This window comes from Vibrio chemaguriensis, assembly GCF_012275705.1.
GTDB classification, from domain to species: Bacteria; Pseudomonadota; Gammaproteobacteria; order Enterobacterales; family Vibrionaceae; genus Vibrio; species Vibrio diabolicus.
On record NZ_SHOE01000040.1, the window covers coordinates 1 to 20485 of the forward strand.

Annotated in this window: 15 protein-coding genes; 5 read left to right on the plus strand and 10 right to left on the minus strand. The window is 45.9% G+C overall.

The genetic code is table 11. The features are described 5' to 3' along the window. The 5 genes from EX191_RS21900 to EX191_RS21920 all read left to right on the plus strand — a co-directional run. Window positions 1–230: P-II family nitrogen regulator (locus EX191_RS21900; RefSeq protein WP_193448479.1), on the plus strand; the 230-nt coding region annotated here is incomplete at its 5' end. Window positions 231–257: 27 nt separating this feature from the next. Beyond that, window positions 258–1487: an ammonium transporter gene (locus EX191_RS21905; RefSeq protein WP_046875065.1), complete on the plus strand. Its 1230-nt coding sequence runs from the start codon at window positions 258–260 to the stop codon at window positions 1485–1487. Between the two features lie 152 nt (window positions 1488–1639). Next, on the plus strand, window positions 1640–2653 hold the full coding sequence (locus tag EX191_RS21910) for a Fe(3+) ABC transporter substrate-binding protein (protein ID WP_005386566.1): 1014 nt from the start codon (window positions 1640–1642) through the stop codon (window positions 2651–2653). A 99-nt stretch (window positions 2654–2752) separates the two neighbouring features. Next, complete coding sequence (locus EX191_RS21915) at window positions 2753–4378, plus strand: ABC transporter permease (protein WP_005396731.1); 1626 nt, start codon at window positions 2753–2755, stop codon at window positions 4376–4378. Beyond that, the gene (locus EX191_RS21920; RefSeq protein ID WP_005396732.1) at window positions 4378–5409 is read left to right on the plus strand and encodes an ABC transporter ATP-binding protein; all 1032 of its coding nucleotides are present in this window, start codon (window positions 4378–4380) and stop codon (window positions 5407–5409) included. The genes EX191_RS21915 and EX191_RS21920 overlap by 1 nt, the downstream gene beginning before the upstream one ends. A 150-nt stretch (window positions 5410–5559) precedes the next feature. Here EX191_RS21920 and EX191_RS21925 read toward each other — a convergent pair whose 3' ends face one another. From EX191_RS21925 to EX191_RS21970, 10 genes are all read right to left on the minus strand, one after another. After that, window positions 5560–6972, minus strand: coding sequence for a phosphoglucomutase/phosphomannomutase family protein (locus EX191_RS21925; protein ID WP_193448480.1), 1413 nt, complete (start codon window positions 6970–6972; stop codon window positions 5560–5562). Window positions 6973–7078: 106 nt separating this feature from the next. Beyond that, window positions 7079–9487 carry a glycoside hydrolase family 94 protein gene (locus EX191_RS21930; RefSeq protein WP_069503009.1) on the minus strand — a complete coding sequence of 803 codons (2409 nt, stop codon included), beginning with the start codon at window positions 9485–9487 and terminating at the stop codon, window positions 7079–7081. A gap of 84 nt (window positions 9488–9571) precedes the next feature. Continuing rightward, window positions 9572–11491, minus strand: a complete 1920-nt coding sequence (locus EX191_RS21935; protein WP_193448481.1) for a beta-N-acetylhexosaminidase — start codon at window positions 11489–11491, stop codon at window positions 9572–9574. Between the two features lie 8 nt (window positions 11492–11499). Further along, on the minus strand, window positions 11500–12390 hold the full coding sequence (locus EX191_RS21940; protein ID WP_193448482.1) for a glucosamine kinase nucleotide-binding domain-containing protein: 891 nt from the start codon (window positions 12388–12390) through the stop codon (window positions 11500–11502). 2 nt (window positions 12391–12392) lie between these two features. Beyond that, a complete protein-coding gene (locus tag EX191_RS21945) occupies window positions 12393–14132 on the minus strand; it encodes a glycoside hydrolase family 9 protein (RefSeq protein ID WP_193448483.1) in 1740 nt (579 codons plus the stop codon). A 62-nt stretch (window positions 14133–14194) separates the two neighbouring features. Further along, window positions 14195–15190 carry an ABC transporter ATP-binding protein gene (locus tag EX191_RS21950; protein ID WP_005394711.1) on the minus strand — a complete coding sequence of 332 codons (996 nt, stop codon included), beginning with the start codon at window positions 15188–15190 and terminating at the stop codon, window positions 14195–14197. Window positions 15191–15238: 48 nt separating this feature from the next. Further along, entirely contained in the window at window positions 15239–16222 is a 984-nt protein-coding gene (locus tag EX191_RS21955) for an ABC transporter ATP-binding protein (protein WP_005394709.1), read from the minus strand. A 2-nt stretch (window positions 16223–16224) separates the two neighbouring features. Beyond that, window positions 16225–17250, minus strand: coding sequence for an ABC transporter permease (locus EX191_RS21960; RefSeq protein WP_005394707.1), 1026 nt, complete (start codon window positions 17248–17250; stop codon window positions 16225–16227). Window positions 17251–17252: 2 nt separating this feature from the next. Then, a complete protein-coding gene (locus tag EX191_RS21965; RefSeq protein ID WP_005394705.1) occupies window positions 17253–18239 on the minus strand; it encodes an ABC transporter permease in 987 nt (328 codons plus the stop codon). A gap of 170 nt (window positions 18240–18409) precedes the next feature. After that, window positions 18410–20092, minus strand: a complete 1683-nt coding sequence (locus tag EX191_RS21970) for an ABC transporter substrate-binding protein (protein ID WP_005394703.1) — start codon at window positions 20090–20092, stop codon at window positions 18410–18412. Between the last annotated feature and the right edge of the window lie 393 nt (window positions 20093–20485).

The window sequence follows — 20485 nt, forward strand, 5'->3', positions numbered from 1 at the left end:
GAGATGTGTATAAGAGACAGGAACTGTATCGCGGCGCTGAGTATCAGGTCGATTTCCTACCAAAAGTGAAAATTGAAATCGCTACTCACGCGGATAATGTTGAGCGAGTGGTTGAAGCGATTACAAAAGCTGCGCAAACAGGAAAGATTGGTGACGGTAAAATTTTTGTCTACGACCTGAACCAAGCGGTGCGTATCCGAACGGGCGAAATGGACGCAGAAGCACTTTAAGAATTCAAGGGATTGGAGAAACTTATTATGGAATTAACAACAACAGTAACCGAGTTACGTTACGCACTTGACACCTTTTTCTTCCTCATTTCCGGTGCGTTGGTAATGTGGATGGCAGCTGGTTTTGCGATGCTAGAGGCTGGTCTTGTGCGCTCTAAGAACACAACAGAAATTCTTACGAAGAACATCTGTTTGTACGCAATTGCATGTACGATGTTTCTGATCGTTGGTTACAACATCATGTATGTCGACAACGGAGAAGGAGGCTGGTTACCTTCATTTGGTGCGTTGATTGGTACCCAAGGAGAAGGGGCTGATCACTCTCTAGAATCTGACTTCTTCTTCCAAGTCGTCTTCGTTGCAACGGCAATGTCCGTCGTTTCTGGTGCGGTGGCTGAACGTATGAAGCTTTGGTCTTTCTTGGTTTTCTCTGCAATTTTGACCGCATTTATCTACCCAATGGAAGGTTATTGGACATGGGGCGGTGGCTTCCTAGCAGAAGCTGGATTTAGCGACTTTGCAGGTTCAGGTATCGTACATATGGCTGGTGCTTCTGCAGCTCTTGCTGGTGTATTGCTTCTTGGTGCTCGCAAAGGTAAATATGGCAAAAACGGTGAAATCTACCCGATTCCAGGTTCAAACATGCCTTTGGCAACACTAGGTACTTTCATCCTTTGGTTTGGTTGGTTTGGGTTTAACGGTGGTTCTCAGTTGATGGTTTCAGACTTTGAGAACGCAACAGCGGTAGGTCAGATCTTCCTAAACACCAACGCAGCTGCTGCTGCAGGTGCTATTGCGGCGCTATTTGTATGTAAAACAACTTGGGGCAAAGCGGACTTAACGATGATTCTCAATGGTGCGCTAGCTGGCTTGGTTGCTATCACCGCAGATCCTCTATCACCATCGCCATTATATGCAGTTGCTATCGGTGCAGTATCTGGCGCGCTAGTCGTATTCAGCATCATTGGCCTAGATAAACTAAAAATTGATGACCCAGTCGGTGCGATTTCAGTACACGGTGTTTGTGGCTTCTTTGGTTTGATGGTTGTGCCACTAAGTAACGGCGATGCTACATTCGGTGCACAGCTTTTAGGTGCTGTCGTTATCTTTGCTTGGGTATTTGGTGCCAGCCTAGTTGTGTGGGCTATCTTGAAAGCAACCGTTGGAATTCGCGTCACGGAAGATGAAGAAATGGAAGGTATGGACATGCATGATTGTGGTGTCGGTGCGTACCCAGAATTTGTCACTGTGAAGTAATCAATAGCCTGTAATAAATAGTTACACTCTCAACATATAAAAACCTGCTCCGATGAGCAGGTTTTTTAATATTTGTCATTGTCTTCTTATTGAACATACATATAATAACGCAACTGATAAACGTTATCATTAGCATGGTAAAGGATTAAACAATGAAAAAACTGCTAACTCTTTCAGCATTAACTTGCGCAACCTTAGCTCCAACAGCAATGGCTGCTGAAGAAGTGAACGTCTACTCTTACCGTCAACCTTTCCTAGTTGAACCTATGTTCAACGAGTTCACTAAAGAAACTGGCATCAAAGTAAACGTAAAATTTGCTAAAAAAGGCTTAGCAGAAAAGCTAGCTCAAGAAGGCGAGTACAGCCCAGCTGACGTTATCCTTACGACAGACATCAGTCGTCTAGCTGAACTGACAAACAAAGGTTTAGTTCAGAAAGTAGATAGCAAAATCATTGAAGAAAACGTACCAGCTCAATACCAAGATAAAGAGAATGAGTGGTTTGCCCTAACTCTACGCTCACGTAGTGTTTACTCTTCACGTGATCGCGTAGGTAAACTAGGCGCAGATTTCAACTATGCAGATCTAGCTAAGCCAGAGTTCAAAGGTAAAATTTGTACTCGTAGCGGTAAGCACCCGTACAACGTTTCTCTAGTTTCAGCAATGATTGCTCACAATGGCGAAGCAGAAACCAAAGAGTGGTTGGAAGGCGTGAAAGCAAACCTTGCTCGCAAACCACAAGGCAACGATCGTGCACAAGTTAAAGCGATCAAAGAAGGTCTATGTGATGTTTCTCTAGGTAACAGCTACTACCTAGGTAAAATGGTTAATGACAAAGAGCAAAAAGCTTGGGCAGATGCAGTTTACATCAACTTCCCTAACCAAGAGACTACAGGTACTCACGTAAACATCTCTGGTATGGCGATGGCGAAGTACTCTCCAAACAAAGACAATGCTGTGAAGCTAATGGAATTCCTAACGGGTGACAAAGCGCAGCAGATGTACGCAGAAGTTAACTACGAGTACCCTGTTAAAGAAGGCGTGAAGCGTTCTGAACTTGTGGAATCTTGGGGGGACTTTAAAGCAGACAAGCTTTCTCTAGACGATATTGCAGCCAACCACGAAGCGGCAATTAAGCTATTAGACGAAGTGAAATTTGACCTTTAATTCCTTGTGGGGGTATAACAGTACCCCCATTTGATTAAAGGATATGAGATGTATTTGCAACAGCATTTGTATTTCATACAGCCTTGCAGTAATTAGGCGATGAAAGATAAACACTCTTTATGGAAAACCAGTAGTGGGGTAATAACTCTGTTACTGGTTTTGCCGATCTTAGCGATCTTCTACACCGCAATTGGTGAAACGGATGATTTGTTTGCCCATTTAATGGCGACAGTCATGCCGACTTATATTTTTAACACGGTTGCGCTCACTATTGGCGTAATGGTGTTGTCCTTAATTCTTGGTATACCAAGCGCTTGGATAATGGCCATGTGTAAACTGCCGACCGAAAAATGGTTGCAGTGGGCATTGGTGCTACCTCTTGCGATGCCAGGTTATATCATTGGTTATATTTTTACTGATTGGTTTGATTTTGCAGGACCGATTCAGATCTTTTTGCGTGATGTAACCGGATGGGGACCTGGCGAGTATTGGTTCCCTGATATTCGCACCTTGCCTGGCGCGACCTTTGTGTTGGCTTTAGTGCTGTACCCTTATGTGTATTTGCTGTGTCGAGCTGCATTTATGGAGCAAAATGTCTCTTTGTTGCAAAGCGCGCGTTTGCTCAAATGCTCTCCATGGGAAAGCTTTTGGCGCATCTCGATGCCATTAGTGCGACCTTCTATCGCTGTGGGTTTGTCGCTGGTCGCAATGGAGACTATCGGTGACTTTGGTACTGTAAGTTACTTCGCTGTGAATACGTTAACCACAGCGGTCTACGATACTTGGTTGGGATACTCTAATCTTAATGCAGCAGCCAAGATTTCTGCCATGATGCTCGTCATTGTAGTACTGCTTCTCAGTGCCGAACGCTACAGTCGTCGTAAACAAAAGCTTTTTCAAAGCCAATTTAACAGTCACGAAGATTTTCGTTATGAGTTGACGGGCTGGAAAAAGTGGACCGCGCTGGTTTGGTGTTGGGGCTTGGTTTCGGTCGCGTTTATTTTGCCATTACTACAGCTGATTGATTATGCGATAACTTACTTTGCGCAGAGTTGGACCCCCGAGTTTCGTGAATACGCATGGAATAGTTTGGTCGTGTCGGTTATTGCCGCCATTATAGGTGTTGCTGTCGCACTGATCGTTAACTTTACCCATCGCGTCAATGGCAAGCGCGAAAGCTTGGCATTTATGCGTCTTTCTTCGATGGGGTATGCAGTGCCAGGAACCGTATTAGCGATTGGTGTGATGGTCGCAGTACTGTTTATGGATCACCGCGTCAACGACCTTGCTAAAGCCATGGAGTGGGGCAGACCGGGACTTATTTTTTCTGGCTCCATGTTCGCCCTGGTTTTTGCCATGGTTGTGCGCTTTTCAGCGGTGGCGATTGGTAGTATCGAAAGTAACTTAAATAAAATTTCGCCTTCGTTAGATATGGCGTCTCGCACCATGGGTTGTAAGCCTAATGCCATGCTGTGGCGTGTGCACTTTCCGCTGGTTAAACGTGGTGCACTGATTGCGGCTCTGTTAGTGTTTATCGAGTCGATGAAAGAGCTCAATGCGGCCCTATTACTTCGTCCGTTTAACTTTGAAACACTAGCCACATACGTTTATAACTTCGCCTCGGATGAGCATTTGGAATTGGCCGCTTTGCCTGCGGTTTTGTTGGTTCTTGTTGGGTTGATCCCGCTTGTTGTTGTTAACCGTTCACTGGAGCAAAATCACTGATGAGCTGCGCATTATCAATTAAAAACCTAACTTGCCAATATGATGATCAAACCGTACTCGAATCATTATCTCTTGAGGTGGAACAAGGGCAAATTGTCTGTTTACTAGGTGCAAGTGGTTGCGGAAAAACAACACTATTAAAAGCCGTTGCAGGGCTATTGCCATTAACGTCAGGCGAAATGAGCTTAAATTGCGTCACGATTGATGATGGGGAGAACTGGTTGCCACCAGAACAGCGTAATATCGGGATGATTTTCCAAGATTATGCGCTTTTTCCTCACCTGACGGTGGAGCAAAATATTGCCTTTGGCTTAAAGCATTACTCGACAAAAGAGAAAAATGGCAAAGTTCAAGAGATGCTCGAGCTCGTGCATTTGCAAGGCTATGGCGATCGTTATCCACATCAGTTGTCTGGTGGACAGCAGCAGCGTGTTGCGATTGCTCGCTCATTAGCTTACAGCCCAGACTTATTGCTGCTGGATGAGCCGTTCTCTAATATTGATACGCAAGTTCGCCATGAGCTGATAAGCGAGATCCGTAAGATTTTTAAGGCGCAAGGCGTGACTGCCATTTTTGTTACGCATAGCCGTGAAGAGGCTTTTGCCTTCGCTGATAAAATGGCAGTGATGAACAATGGTGTTATCGAGCAGTATGGCACGGCATCTGAGCTTTACTATCAGCCTTCAAGTAAGTTTGTTGCGGATTTCTTAGGTGGTGGTAGCTACCTGGCCGCTAAACGAGTTTCGGATTCAGAATATGAAACCCACTTGGGTGTGGTTGAAGCCACAGCCCAACAAGAGATCCCAGTGCAGTCTGAATGCTCTTTGTTGCTAAGGCCGCAACATGTGCAAATTCAATCCGATGAAGAGAGCTCAGTAACGGTGCTGGAGCAGCACTTTATGGGCGACCATTGCCGTTACGTGATTGATGCGAATGGCGACCGTTTGTTGGCTACAGCATCGCAGGCATTAAATATTGGTGAGTCTGTTGCTGTGAAAATTGAAACGCAGGGCGTGCTGGCATTCGCATAACGTTACTGGGTACCTTTACTATTCTCTTATGCCTTCCTACACACAATAAAAAAGCCCGGCAGTGATGCCGGGCAAGTATTCTTCCCCTTAGCGACAGCTTGAATTACATGACAAGCTTAGCCGAAGTGCTCGAAGCGGGCACAAGGTCAGTTATAAAGATAAGAAGTCTTTAAACTGTTGAAGAACACGTTCCGCAGTGTCCTTATCTTGCATTTCTGCAAAAATACGTAGTAACGGCTCAGTACCAGAGAAGCGGGCGATGATCCAACCGCCGTTCTTGAAGTAGACTTTCGCACCATCTTCATAGCTGACTTTTTCGATTTCAAATTCAAACTCAGGCAACAGCTTTTCAACATAAATTTTGTTGAACAGTACCTCTTTTTGCGCTGGTTTGAATTTGCAATCGCCTTCTGCCATGTACGCGTAGCCGTACTTGCCATAGATTTCATCCAGTAGTTCAGACAACTTTTTGCCCGTCACCGAGATCATTTCAACCAGTAAGCTTGATGCGAACACACCATCTTTACCTTTGATATGACCGCGAATAGTTAAACCACCAGAGCTTTCTCCACCAATCAGTGAGTCATCTGCTTCCATTTGCGAGCTGATGTGTTTGAAGCCAACTGGAACCTCAAAACATTTCTCACCGTGATCTTCGGCGATTTTGTCTAGTAGGTGTGTAGTCGCTATGTTACGTACGACTGAGCCTTTCCAACCTTTGTATTTCAATAGGTAGTAATACAGAAGAATCAGCACTTCATTTGGATGAATGAAGTTGCCTTTCTCATCGATGATACCAAGACGGTCTGCATCGCCGTCAGTACCAATACCGATGTCGTAGCCTTCTTGCTCGACAAGGTGCATCAAGCGGTACAGGGTCGCAGCACTTGGAGAAGGCATTAAACCGCCGAAGTCTGGGTTTTTTCCGTCGTTGATCACGTCTACTTCACAGCGGCCGTTGATTAGGACGGTTTGCAGTGCGTTTTTCGCGACGCCAAACATCGGGTCAATCAGCACACGAAGGTTGGCTTTTTTGATTGCTTCAATGTCGATAAAGTCGATGATTGAATCAACAAACTCGTTCATTGGGTTGATGATTTCAATCAACTTGTCTTCAACCGCTTGATCAAAATCGACACTTTTCACATCTTGTGCGGTAAGTGTAGAAATTTGAGTTTCAATTTTCTCGGTAATGATTTCATCTGCATCACGACCACCTTCAATGAAGACTTTGATGCCATTGTAATCGGCAGGGTTATGCGATGCGGTGATGCACGCTGAGTATGCACAGCCCATCTCTTTTGCTTTGAACATCACGATTGGCGTTGGAACAAACTTATCGATAAAGCTAACTACAATGCCATTTGCCGCTAAAACTTCGGCAAACCAACGGCCAGCTTTATCAGATAGAAAACGTCGGTCATAGCCAATGACAAAGCCACGATCTGCCACTGATTCTCTGTTAGTGATGTTTGCTACTGCCTGAGCAACCAAACGAACATTATCTTTAGTAAATTCTTCACCGATGAATGCGCGCCAACCGCCTGTACCAAATTTGATCATGATTCGAACCTCAATAAGGGCGGCAATACACCGCGCCTTAAAATTTTGCTAGCGAACCCAATGCACAAGCTAAAGAGCAAAAGTGCATTGGGGCATTTTTAAGCGATTAACCTAGTATTACGATCACTTCGTTCACGGAGCCTTCCGCTTGAACTGGTACTGATGCGCCAGTGATAGCTTCGCCGTTCAGAGTGATAGATTTCACGCCTTTGCTGACTGAATCAGGGTTAACAACTTTGATGTTGTAAGTCGCGCCTAGCCACTGACGAGTGACTTCAAATCCAGGCCAGTTAGTTGGAATACATGGATCGATAGTGAGACCATCAAAACCTGTGCGCACACCAAGGATAAAGTTGGTCACTGCGAAGTAAGCCCAACCAGATGTGCCAGTTAGCCATGGGTGGTTTGCACGACCGTGATCTTGGTGGTCTCGACCCATAATGAACTGCACGTAGGAGTACGGTTCTGCGATACGTTTTTCGATGATGTCGTTTTGGTTGTATGGGTTGAGTGCATCGTAGAACTTCATCGCACGGTCACCGCGCCCCAATTTTGCTTCAGCAACCCAAGCCCATGGGTTTGGATGTGAGAAGATCGCACCGTTTTCTTTTACGCCTTGGTAAACGCGCGTTACAAAGCCGATATCATCATTTGGTGTTGCGAATGATGGTGAGTTCAGATGTAGGCCGTATTCAGAGAATAGATTCTCGTCGACTGCGTCCATTGCCTTTTCACCGCGCTCTTGAGATACCGCACCAGACAGCACCGCAAGCGTGTTTGACTCAAGGTGTACACGACCTTCTTTTTGTTGCGCTGTGCCAATCTTGTCGCCGTTTTTCGTTAGACCACGGATATACCAGCCGCCTTCTTCGTCCCAAAGGTGTGTTTCACACGCTTCACGCACGTTTGCTGCCATCTCGGTGTATTTCTCAACGTCAGCTTCTTTGCCTAGGTATTTTGCAAGGTCAATGAACTCTTGTAGCGCCCAAAAGTGTAGGAAAGACACCATTGAAGACTCGCCGCCACCTAGGTTTAGACAGTCGTTCCAGTCGGCACGTAGACCTTTACAGATGCCCGTTTGACCCACGTATTCAGCTGAGAAGTCTAGCGCAGCTTTCATGTGGTCATACACGGTTGCATCACCGCCATCCGCGTAAGGAATCACTTCGTCGAAGAAGCTGTGCTCACCGGTTTCCATCACGTATTTACAGATGGTTGGTACTAGCCATAGGTGATCATCAGAGCAAGTGTCTTCAATACCGTGGATCTTATCTTCATCGGACGGAGTAGGAACAACCGTTGGAGACTTAGATGGTTTAACATCTGCTTTTTCAGGATCGAACCAATCAGGATCGAATAGGTGTAGGCCGTAACCCGCTTTTACTTGACCACGCAGTAGATCAACGATGCGCTTACGAGTCATTTTCGGGTTCGCGTGAGGAACGGAAATTGCGTCTTGCGCCGTATCGCGGTAACCAAGACCAGTACGACCACCCACTTCGATGAACGAAGCAAAGCGAGACCAAACCACACATGTTTCTGCTTGGTATAGCGTCCAAGCATTGATCATGGTGTCTAGGCCTTCGTTTGGCGATTTCACTTGGAACTTGCCACAACGCTCATCCCAGTGTGCTTTGATGCCAGCAAATGCATTGTCGACTTCTGCAAGGTCTTGGTACTTAGCACGCAGACGTTCACCGTTACCTTTACCGATACCCAGAATGTAAGCAAAGCGAACTTCTTCACCTGGTTGGATAGTAAATTGTTTGTGCAGAGAGCCACAGTGGTTGTAACACGTTTGTGCGGTGTTAAAACACTTACCTTGTTCTACTGCTAGTGGGTTTGCTTCGTCGCGGTATAGACCTAGGAAGCTATCACGTTGACCGTCGTATGAATCTGGATCAAAAGTTGATGCTAGGTAGTAGAAGCCTTCGAAATCGTTAGTGTTGTAGTACAGGTCGTATTCAATCACGCCTTCGTTGTATGACGTACCAGCAGAGTAGAGAGACATCTGGTGGTTTTGGTTATCAGATTGAATGTGGCTGAATGAGAACTCAACAAATGAGAATGCGCTGATCGTACGCGGTTTGTCAGAGGTGTTCTTGATGACCACATCCCAAATTTCTGCGTCTTCGCCTTTTGGTACAAAGAGCGTTTTGGTTGCGCTAATACCGCTGTATTCACATTTGAACTTAGAGTAAGACAAACCATGACGAACTTCGTAGTTCGCTTCGTCTAGGCTTTTGGCAACTGGTTGCCAAGAGATTGACCAGTAATCACCAGTCTCATCATCACGTAGGTAAACGTAGTGTCCTGGGCGATCGAATGTCGCATTTGGACGGAATTTAGTAACACGGTTGTATTCTGGAGAGTTGTAGAACGAGTAGCCACCCGCGTTGTGCGAGATAACGGTACAGAATTTTTCTGTACCTAGGTAGTTGGTCCAAGGAGCAGGTACATCAGGGCGAGTAATGACGTATTCGCGATTCTCGTTATCGAAATAGCCGTATTTCATTTGTGTCTTTCCTTTTTACTAAGCTGCATCTGCAGCCAAAATTTAAAAACTCTTCAAGCGTGATGTTTCGACATCAGTTTTGTATTACTTCCACGGTTTACGGTAATTCACTCCCTGCAAATCAAGCAGAGGTAGATGGCCTTTCAAACGTGATAAATAGTCGGTCCAATCTCGGTGTTGTTTGTCTGTCCAGCATGCTTCTGCCATTGCGGTTAAGCGCGGGAAGACCATGTAGTCCATACGAGACTGGTTGTTAATGATTTCGCACCACAATGCTGTTTGAATGCCCCAAATGCGTTTACGTATTGGATCGTCGGCTGGCACTTCAGCGAGTGGTTCATAGTTGTAAGCTTTTTCTAGCGGCAACGGGTTAGCCCAATCCACGCCCGGTTCTTCTGGTGCGTAGTCTTGTGTCATATCTAGGTAGGTGGTTTGTGCTGGTTGTAGCACCACATCGAAACCTTGGCGCGCGCAGTTCAACGCCGCTTCTTCGCTTAACCACGAATAGATCACTGTGTCTTTGCTGACTTTGTCGCCATGCTGTGCTTCTTCCCAACCCAGCATGCGCTTGCCAAGTTTGCGCAGTTTGTCTTCGGCATGACGCAAGAAGTGACCTTGCAACTCTTTGTAGTCGCTGTAACCTTGTTGCTCCATTAGGGCTTGGCACGCAGGGCTTTTTGACCAAACCCCGTTAGGTACTTCATCCGCACCGATATGAACATAAGGCGCAGGGAACAGCGCGGAGACTTCTTCCAACACTTTGTCGATAAACTCATAACTTCCCGGAAGAGCAGGGTTAATGACGTTGTCGTTGTAATGCTGAATACTGCGGTATTCGGTGGTATCTTCTGTTTCTACCAATAGGTGTGGTAACGACTTGATGGCAGCTCGGCAGTGGCCTGGTACATCGATTTCAGGGATAACAGTGATGCCTCGTTTCGAAGCAAAGGCAACCACGTCTTTGATGTCTTCTTGAGTGTAAAAACCGCCGTAACGCTCAGCAAGGTGCGTGTACTGTGGCTCATTGGTTTCATCCAACCCACGCCATGCGCCAATATCGGTTAGTTGAGGCAATGATTTGATCTCAATTCGCCAACCTTCATCATCGGTAAGGTGCCAATGGAATGTATTGAACTTGTAGTGAGCCAACTGGTTGATCAAACGTTTGACTTGCTCAACGGAGTGAAAATGGCGAGCACAATCTAGCATCATACCGCGGTAACGAAAACGTGGTCGGTCTTTGATCGAACAGCAAACCACTTCCATTGAGGCTGGTTGATCGCCAACTTTGATTAGTTGCAATAACGTTGCACAAGCATGGGTAAAACCAGACGAAGAGCCTGCTTCAATTTTGATCGACTCTTCTGCTACCTTCAGCTTGTAAGCGCCTTCATCCAAGGTTGGGTTGCCTTTGAAGATGATCTGACTGCCATTGTCTGATGCGAACTCAAATTGATGAATGCGCTTAAGCTCTTCAAGTAACCACTCTTTAGCTGCATTGGCTAGGTTTGAATAAACCGCAACGCCAGCTTGATGATTAAAGCTAAAGCAGTGATCGCTGACTTCTATATGGTTTGGTTTTGGCAACAAAGGCTGCGCATGCGTCAAGCTGGAAGGGATCTCACAGCGTTCACGGTAAGGTGAAGCCAATACGATAGGCGTCACATCGACTTGAGCTCGCTGAAGGTTGCCGTTGACTTCAAAGTTGACCAAGGCTTCATTGAATCCATCAGAATAGTAACGGAATGGGTTCGAACCAATACTGAACTCGCAGTAAAAGTGATGGTTAGCTGCCAGCACCAACCCTTCTGGTTTGAGGGTGCAGTAGCTGCCAATTTGCTTGAGCTGACCATTCGAAATACTATCCGGCAGAATGTAGCGATCAAAAGCAAAAATCAGGCTCCAATTGTGGAGATCTTGATCGCTCAAGTTATGGAAAGTCAGTCCGAAACGGCAGTTTTGCTTTTGTTCTGATAGGACGACGAGATCAACACGATATTCCATATCTACTCCTACGCCGCACTGAGCGAGTAAAGGTTATGTTCAGGTTTACCTGCAAACATAATTGCGCCTTCAATCGCGTCAAACTGTGGCTCAACAACCCATTGCTGAACTGGTGGCGAAAGCCAACGTAAAATACGTTCAGCAATGCTGCCCATTAAACAAATACGCGTTGCGCCGCGCTTGTTTAATGCCACGAGAAACATTTCTATATCAGCTGCAGTTTGCTTCAGCATCTCAATTGCTAGTGCATCACCTTGTTCTGCATGTTGGAAAATTGCAGGAGAAAACTGGCCATAATCACGAGGAAGCGCTTGTTTAGACCAAGCCACCACGTTATCGACGTCATTTTCGAAATGCGCCATGACGTGTTGTGCCAGAGGCGTTTTCTCTCTGATGCCATCTTCAGCTAACAACACTTGTTGAACTAGGCGAAGCCCCATCACTGCGCCGCCACCTTGATCCGAAATAGGGAACTCACGACCACCGACAACGTGTTGCTCCAATCCTTTAAGATAGATGCCACAAGAGCCTGTTCCTGCGATCATGATTGCGCCATCTTCGCCATTGTGTGCACCAACGCACGCGCCGTAAGCATCAGTATTAAGAGTCATGCTGGCAAACGGATGAGGAAGAGACATGAAGGCTTGCCAAGATGCTTTGTGCTCAGCACCTGCAAGGGCTAAGCCGACGTGCATCGATGCAAAATCTTGTTGTGTCAGGCTGCCTTGCTCGGCAGCCGAAGTGATGGATTCAAGAATCGAAGCCATTGCTATTTCAGCACCTAGCATGATGTTGGCACTGCCGCTTTTGGCCTCGCCAAGAAAATTACCTTGTGAATCTTTAATCCTGGCTCGACATGACGTGCCGCCACCATCGATACCGACAAAATACATCCCCATGATTATTGTTCCTTAATATTTTTAGAGGTTGCCAACTGAGAAATATGCTGAGCTTGACTCATTATCGCGAGTAAGTACCAAGCTCCATGCGGGATCCATTGTTCGCCCCAGCGCCAGTTTTGTAACATGTCGTCTTTTTGTGCTGGTGGGTTAAATGCGATGTCTTCCTCGTCTTCAAAGCCGCCAGTGATTCCGTTACACACACCGCCTTTAGCGTTGAAGAAACCATGTTGAGGAAGGTAATCAGGGTTGTTACGACCATGGCCATCAAGCATGCACATGTCGTATGGGTTTAAGCCTACAATCCAGTTCAATGCATCTTGAGCAAATACGGAAAGTTGTTGCTGTATTTCTTGCGATGCTATATGCGGTTGAGCAAGATACGCCATGGTTGCGAGTGAGCCCAATCGAGCATTCTCGCCTTGCCACCAATAGCCGGATTCATTGTTGTGTGCGACAAAAAATGCATCGCGTTTTGACTCATTTACGCCTTTAACATACTGGCGAGGGTAACCGAATGGGTTGGTCACTTTATTCGATATTTTGATCTCAAACTCACACGCTCGGTTAACGATGTGTTTTACCGATTCTGTCTGTACGGAGTCGTCTTCAATTGCTAGGTATTCGCATAGGGCAATAACCGGTAGACCTGCTTCGGCAGCGTGAAAGTATGGACGACTGCCGTCTTGGTTTGCTGACCAGAAGTGTTGAATCTGTTCGTCGCTCATTTGGCGAGCAACTAAGCGTTGTGCCCACAAACGGCTCTCTTCCAAGTAGCGAGTTTCTTTGGTGGCTGTAAACAGTTCTACACTGGCTAGTAGCGCACAATATTCGTCGATAATGTTTTCTTCACCATCATTGAGGTACTGCGTATTGTGCTCTTTTAAGTGCCAGTAACCATTTTCAGCAGCGTTGCGGTATTTCTGTTGATCGTATTCGCCGTGAACACTTAAACGCGACGCCGCGGCCAGCGCTGCGATGGCGACACCGCCACCTTGTCGAAAGCCTGCTTGGTAGTCGTCAAATTTGTGACCAAGTTGCGTTTCGTAGGCACAAATTTCTCGTTGCGCGGTATCTTTGCTCCACTTATCAAAGACCGTCATGTAGAAGAAGCCTTTTTCGTTTTGCATACGAACAAGGAAGTCTGCACCGAACAGGGCTTCTTCAATAAGACGTGTACGTGTGAAAGCTGCAATGTCTTCGCTTCCTTCAAGCAATGAAAGCCCTTTTAGGATGTTCCAAACTACCATTGGGGTTTGTTGAGGGTTCAAATAATTAGCGTATGAAAGATGACTTAAATACTTGCTAACGTCTCCAGATGCGTCATACCAGCCACCGTGCACATCAACCGTTTGGTTGGCGTTGAGCACTGGAACTTGTCGATCTTGTTGATCGAAAATCCCACCACAACGTTGTGATTTGAAGTAGTGGATCACATCCGACAAAGTTTGATCCAACAGAATATGTTCGCTAATGGTGAAAGAGGAAGAGCGCGTATCTTCCACTTGCAGGAAATAGTCGCCTGAATCTGTGAAAGATGAAAAGTCGATGAGGTAGAAATAGCCCTGATGCCGGTTCGCCACTTTACCTTGTTCTTCAACCGCAAAAGTTGCCACGGTTTGCTCGCTAGTGGCACAAATCAATTGAGCAGTGTAAGAAGACAAGTGTGGTTGTTCGGTCTGGACAATGGCTTTCTTTGGGCCCAGATGTTCATAACCAATGTGGTTAGTCAGTAGCAGCATTCAATGTCTCCGGGAAACGATAAAACAGGAATGGGTCAGGCTGAACCTGACCCTCGTTATAATTAATCTTCAAATAAGTAACAGCGAACAAAGTGGTTCTCAGAAAGCTGAGTGACGCCTGGTAGTCGTTCGCGACATTTATCGGTTGCGTGTACGCAGCGTCCTGCAAATGGGCAGCCGACTGAATCCGGTGTCCAAAGTGGGATTTCCCCTTTGTTGCCTTTCAGCTTCTCGTGGATAGACTTCGATGGATCAGGCACAGCAGATACCAAGAGTTGCGTATATGGGTGCTGAGGATCGTGAATGATTTCCTCAGTATCCCCCCATTCAACCATGTGACCTACGTACATAACCGCGAGATCTTCAGCAATGTAACGCGCCGTTGCGATGTCGTGAGTGATGTAAAGCAGAGACATTTGTTTCTCGAACTTCATCTCTTCCATCAAGTTAAGAACACCAGCACGAATTGACACGTCCAGCATTGATGTTGGCTCATCTGCCAATACCACTTCTGCACCTACAGCGATGTTACGAGCTAGGTTTACACGTTGACGCTGACCGCCAGATAGCTGGTGCGGGAACTTTTGCGCGGTTTCTTTTGGCGGAATCAGACCAACTTGTTCTAGTAGGTCATACACACGCTCTTCCAGTTCCTTTTTGTTGCCTGGTGCAATCTTTTTATGGATCAGCAACGGGCGAGCAATATGGTGAAAGATATTGTGTGTAGGGTTTAGTGAGCCAAATGGGTCCTGCCATACCATTTGTACGCCTTCACGGTATGTCATCAAGTCATGTCGAGAGGTAATATCTTGGATATCACGACCTCTGTATTCGATTACACCCTCGGTAGGGGCGTACATTTTAGCTATCATTTTAGCGGTAGTAGATTTACCAGAGCCTGATTCACCTACTACTGACAAACCGCGGCTCTTGTACATCTTGAATGACACGTCGTTGATCGCGCGCATTTTTGACTGCTTGATTGAGTTACTATTTAAAGGGAAGTCCTTAACGACATGTTTACCCTCAATCAGCAGTTCGCCGAGTTGTTTGCTCATAATTCTCTCCAGTGTAATTTTGTTCTTAGCTAGCGTTATTTTTTGTTGTTAAACCTTAGCTTGAGCAATCGTGTCGCCGTATAAGTGGCAATTTGAAAAACGACCAGGTTCAATTTGACGCAGCTGAGTTGGTACTCGTGTACAAGCTTCGTGGACGCGGTCGCAGCGAGCTTGGAATCGGCAGCCTTGAGGAATCTCTAATAGGTTCAAAGGGTTGCCTGGAATACCAGTTAATTTGGTTTTAGGGCCAGTTAGTGGAGGGAAAGAGCTACCCAAACCTTTGGTGTAAGGGTGGTAAGGACTTTCCAGAATTTGCTTAGAAGGGGCAACTTCAATCAACTCACCGGAGTACATAATGCCGATTCGATCCGAGAACTCGACCATGAGTGACAGGTCGTGAGTGATGAAAAGGATCGAGAAGCCGAACTCTTCTTTCAGAGCATAGATTTTTTGTAAGATTTCACGCTGAACCACAACATCGAGTGCCGTCGTTGGCTCATCCATGATGATCATTTTTGGATTGAGAGCCAGAGCAATCGCAATGACTAAGCGCTGGCGCATACCACCAGAAAATTGGTGTGGGTAGTCATTCAAGCGGCTTGGATGAATATCAACGATTTCCAACAATCCTTCGGCGCGCTTTTTCGCTTGTTCACGTGTCATGTTGGTGTGGCGCATGATGACATCGCAAAACTGCTCTTCCATCGTAAGCACCGGATTTAATGCGTTCATAGCACTTTGGAACACCATCGACATCTCGCTCCAGCGGAATGATTGCATACGTTCATCGCTGTACTTAATGATGTCTTCACCGTTGAAGATGACCTCACCACCAGTGATGAATGCTGGCGGCTTATGAAGACGCATGAGCGAGAAAGCAACTGTGGATTTACCACAGCCAGATTCACCTGCCAGGCCAAAGACTTCACCTGGCGCAATGTCAAAGCTAACGTTGTTACAGGCGCGGACATCGCCCGCATCTGTGATGTAATCTACGCATAGGTTACGGATAGAAATTAGTGGTGCAGTCATGATTATTTATCTCCGCTCCATAGTGCATTTTGTGGTGCCATTTCAGGCGCGCGCTCTTTCTTGTCTTTCTCTGCCAGTTTCTTCCAGCGTTTCATGCCTTTGTGAGAACGAAGCTGTGGGTTAGCAATTTCATCAACGGCAAAGTTAAGTAGAGCAAGACCAGTCACCAAAAGAGTTAAGGCGATACAAGGTGCTAATACTTCCCACCATGCGCCAATCAACATTGCTGATGAGGTTTGCACGTTGTAAAGCATGATGCCCCAACTGATGGTGTTGGCATCGCCTAGGCCCAAGAACGAGATTACAGCCTCAGTATTGATAGCGAGCATTACTGAGCCGATGAAGCTTGCACCGACAATCGGGATTAGGTTTGGTAAAATTTCAACGAAGATGATGCGGAATGAAGACTCGCCCAATACTTCAGCGGCTTTCACAAACTCTTTCTCGCGTAGAGCCATGGTTTGAGAACGGACAACACGTGCGCCCCACGCCCAAGAGGTACCAGCGATAATCAAGGCAATGGTGAGTGGACCTGCTTCGCCAATAAAGGCTGCCAGTACAAAGAGCAATGGGTATTGAGGGATTACCAGCATGATGTTCATCGCTGCACTCAATATGTCATCCACTTTGCCGCCGAAGTAACCTGCCGAGATACCAATGACCGTTGCTAGGAAACATACGATGATGCCAGCACCAAAGCCGACACCCAGCGATACGCGAGCACCGTAAGCCACTTGTGACCAAATATCACGACCCATACGTGAAGTTCCCAGAACGTGATCAGCCTTTTTCGACATAATCAGCGTACGACGATCATCTGCTAGATTTTTAGCTACCCAGCCATCAGGATTATTTTGCGCTTGTTTTACGACAAAGCTTGGGTATTCGTGTGGATTACCGGTTCGCTTGTCTGGCGCATGTTTCGTAAGTAAAGGAGCTGCGATCGCAACGAATACGAATACGGTAACAATACCAAGACCGATTCGAGCGAATGAGTTGCCTAAAATAAGTTTGAATAGTTCTTTCATGATTATTTGCCTCCCGTACGTAGGCGAGGGTCTAGAATCATGTACAGCATGTCAGCCATTAAGTTGAAGCACAGCATGAACATCGTCATGATAATTAACTGACCTTGAAGTACTTGGTAGTCACGAGCGTGAATTGCGTTAAGTAGCACGGTGCCTAAACCTGGGTAGTTGAAAATCATCTCGATGATCAATTGGCCACCAATGGCCATACCCAAAGACATAGATAGCGCGGTTACACTTGGAAGTAGCGCGTTACGTGCGGCGTAATTGAAGACGACACGGTTCTCGCTCAGCCCTTTGCCTTTCGCCATCGTGATGTAGTCTTCGGCAAGAAGGTTGATCATGTTGTTACGCATATTGACGAGGAAGCCGCCGATCTGAACGATGGTTGCACAGAATAGAGGCAGTACTGCGTGGTAACCCACGTTTTTGATGAACTCCCAGCTTGACCAATCAGGGATAGTACCTGGCGTGTAAGCATAGCCAGATGGGAACCATTTTAGGCCAATCGCAAAGGTAAACAGCGCTAACATTGCGATAACCATCTGTGGGATAGCTTGAATGATCAATGTACCAGGTGTTACGAATGCATCGTATTTACTACCACGCTTCCATGCGGCAAAAATACCGAGTACAGAAGCGATTGAGAAAGAAAGTACAACCGCAGTACCAGCTAGGAAGAGAGACCAGCCAAATGCACTACCTAGTAAAGAGTTAACTGAAAGAGGGTAGAACTGGATTGATGTACCTAGCTCCCAACTTAGAATGTTTTTAATGTACGAAAAGTACTGAATGTAAATCGGCCCATCAACGAAACCGAGCAGTTCTTTCATTGCTGCGATTCGTTCTGGCGTTACCTGTACAGAAGCGTTAGCAAACATCATGGTAACTGGGTCACCAGGCATTGCTCGCGGAATAATAAAGTTTAACGTCGCTGCAACTAAGAGCGCGACAAGATAGAACGACAAACGTCTTAAAAAATAACCCATAACTCACACCTTACTCACCCAGATTTTTTCCCTGTTTCTGGTTTCAGGTCGCTCCTAGCGAAATTTAGAGCGAAAAATCCCCTGACGACGAGCGCCACATATTGGTTTCGTTAACAAGGGATTTTTATAGGCGGCACACGGGATGTATGCCGCTTGAAATGAACTTCTACTTATTTAACTGGTTTTAGGTCCAGCACGTGAAGTAGACGCTCTGGGATACCAGCCCAAATGTTTGGACGGCCCTTAGGATTTTCTTCGTTCCACCAACCAGTGAAGCGAGTTGTGTTGTATTGATACATGTACGCGCCAGATAGCACAGGAATGGTTACTTGGTCCTGAGCAATGATCTTCTGGATACCATGAGCGATTTCTAGCTGTTCTTGCTTATCAGCGGTTTTGTAGAAGCTGTTAAGAAGACCGTCTAACTTATCGTTCTTGTAGAAGTGCATTGCAAAGCGAGGCATACCGTCACCAGACTGTAGCTTCGAGTTGTAGCCGCTGTCCCAGTACAAGTGTGGATCCGCACCGTGGAAGTAGTTGGTGTAAGCAACGTCGTATGTACCTTCTAGCATTGCTTGGTTGTATACCGAGAAATCTGGAGTACGAGCACGTGCTTTAATGCCTACTTCTGCTAGTTGCTCAACAGCTAGTTGTACAGTGTTGTTAAAGTCAGTCCAACCGTTTGGCGATTGAATGAGAAGCTCGAAAGACTTGCCAGATGGTGTATCTACAAAGCCATCTTTGTTTACATCTTTGAAGCCTGCTTTAGCAAGAAGCTTTTTCGCACCTTCGGCGTTGTATGTGTTGTAACCTTTGTACTTGTTGTGCGTCTCTTCGTCAGACCAAGCTTCGAATGCGTAGCCTAGACCTGAAGCGAAGTCATTTACTGTACCGCCACCGTAGAATGCAATGTCGATAATCGTTTGACGGTCTAGCGCCATAGAGAACGCACGACGGAAGTCAACGTTAGTAAGTGCTTCGTTTTTCGCCGCGTCTGGGTTTTTGAAGTTCACTACAAACGCTTGAGTACCCGCTGGTGGGTACCAGTAGTGGTGATTCGGACTTGCTGCAGCGTAAGTGCGGTCGATGTCTGGTACGAATGAAGACGTCCAGTCCATTTCGCCGTTAACGATTTTGCCCAAGAATTGGTCGTTGTTCGCGATTTGTGGCACTCGTAGACAGTCTACATCTAGGTTATCAGCATCCCAGTAATTCGGGTTTTCACACTGAATGTATAGTTGCGGTGTAAAAGTGTCGATTTCGGTAAATGGACCACTACCTACTGGATTTTCGTTTGTGAATGTTGCTGGATCTTTCACTTTGCTCCATACGTGCTTAGGTACAACTGGTACTTTCGCAATTTCGTAAGGAACGTTTGAGTTTGCTTCGCTTAGACGGAATTTAACTTTGTAGTCGTTAACTTTCTCTACGCCAGTAACCCAAGAGTTGATACCAGACTGGTCTAGCTCTGGCTTCTCTTTAACTAGGTTGAAAGAATAAACTACGTCATCAGCGGTAAACGCTTTGCCGTCAGACCATTTTACGCCCTTACGAATATCGAAGGTCACGCTCATTAGGTCATCAGCCATGGTAAAGTTTTCTGCTAGACGAAATACTGGCGTGTTACCGTGCATTTCGTTAAAAACAACGAGCGGCTCGTAAATAAAGTCGGTTGTTGTGTGCAGGTTAGTTGCACCCAAGAAAGGGTTAAAGTTACGAACGAAAGTTGTAAACTCTTTAGGGTGGATAGTCAGTTCACTGCGTTCAGCCGCAGTAGCTACCGATGCAAAACCTGTAGTAGCCGTTGCAATAATTGCTGTTGCTAGTGCTGTTTTTTTAATATTGGCAAGCATAGCTGTTCCTTACTATTTGCTTTCATTTCACTAAATGGAATTGAATGTCATCAATTGATAAACACTCTCCAAGACCTACCTCTTGTTTATGCATTACTCATTACAACATTGAGTTTCGCCAAGAGTGGCCTGTAGGCCTTAGGCAGGAGTAAGAAAACACCTTATCCATAAAATAATCAAACTCGATTCTCGTTAAAAACGTTAAAATATCGTCACTCTCCGTTATAAACGTTATTTTGGCTAAATTTGACTAGAGATAGACCAAAAAATAAACGTTGATATGCGTCGCAGTTTATATCCTTACTGTCTCTTATACACATCTGAAAAAAAAAAAACAATCAAAAAAAAAAAAAAAAAAAATCTTATAAATACACCATCAAAGAAAAAATATAA

Bases quoted from the DNA above. Each gene is read 5' to 3' on its own strand.
- EX191_RS21930 (WP_069503009.1), bottom strand. From the start codon at position 9,487: ATGAAATACGGCTATTTCGATAACGAGAATCGCGAATACGTCATTACT.
- EX191_RS21905 (WP_046875065.1), top strand. From the start codon at position 258: ATGGAATTAACAACAACAGTAACCGAGTTACGTTACGCACTTGACACC.
- EX191_RS21955 (WP_005394709.1), bottom strand. From the start codon at position 16,222: ATGACTGCACCACTAATTTCTATCCGTAACCTATGCGTAGATTACATC.
- EX191_RS21935 (WP_193448481.1), bottom strand. From the start codon at position 11,491: ATGGAATATCGTGTTGATCTCGTCGTCCTATCAGAACAAAAGCAAAAC.
- EX191_RS21965 (WP_005394705.1), bottom strand. From the start codon at position 18,239: ATGGGTTATTTTTTAAGACGTTTGTCGTTCTATCTTGTCGCGCTCTTA.
- EX191_RS21915 (WP_005396731.1), top strand. From the start codon at position 2,753: ATGAAAGATAAACACTCTTTATGGAAAACCAGTAGTGGGGTAATAACT.
- EX191_RS21920 (WP_005396732.1), top strand. From the start codon at position 4,378: ATGAGCTGCGCATTATCAATTAAAAACCTAACTTGCCAATATGATGAT.
- EX191_RS21940 (WP_193448482.1), bottom strand. From the start codon at position 12,390: ATGGGGATGTATTTTGTCGGTATCGATGGTGGCGGCACGTCATGTCGA.
- EX191_RS21910 (WP_005386566.1), top strand. From the start codon at position 1,640: ATGAAAAAACTGCTAACTCTTTCAGCATTAACTTGCGCAACCTTAGCT.
- EX191_RS21950 (WP_005394711.1), bottom strand. From the start codon at position 15,190: ATGAGCAAACAACTCGGCGAACTGCTGATTGAGGGTAAACATGTCGTT.
- EX191_RS21925 (WP_193448480.1), bottom strand. From the start codon at position 6,972: ATGATCAAATTTGGTACAGGCGGTTGGCGCGCATTCATCGGTGAAGAA.
- EX191_RS21945 (WP_193448483.1), bottom strand. From the start codon at position 14,132: ATGCTGCTACTGACTAACCACATTGGTTATGAACATCTGGGCCCAAAG.
- EX191_RS21970 (WP_005394703.1), bottom strand. From the start codon at position 20,092: ATGCTTGCCAATATTAAAAAAACAGCACTAGCAACAGCAATTATTGCA.
- EX191_RS21960 (WP_005394707.1), bottom strand. From the start codon at position 17,250: ATGAAAGAACTATTCAAACTTATTTTAGGCAACTCATTCGCTCGAATC.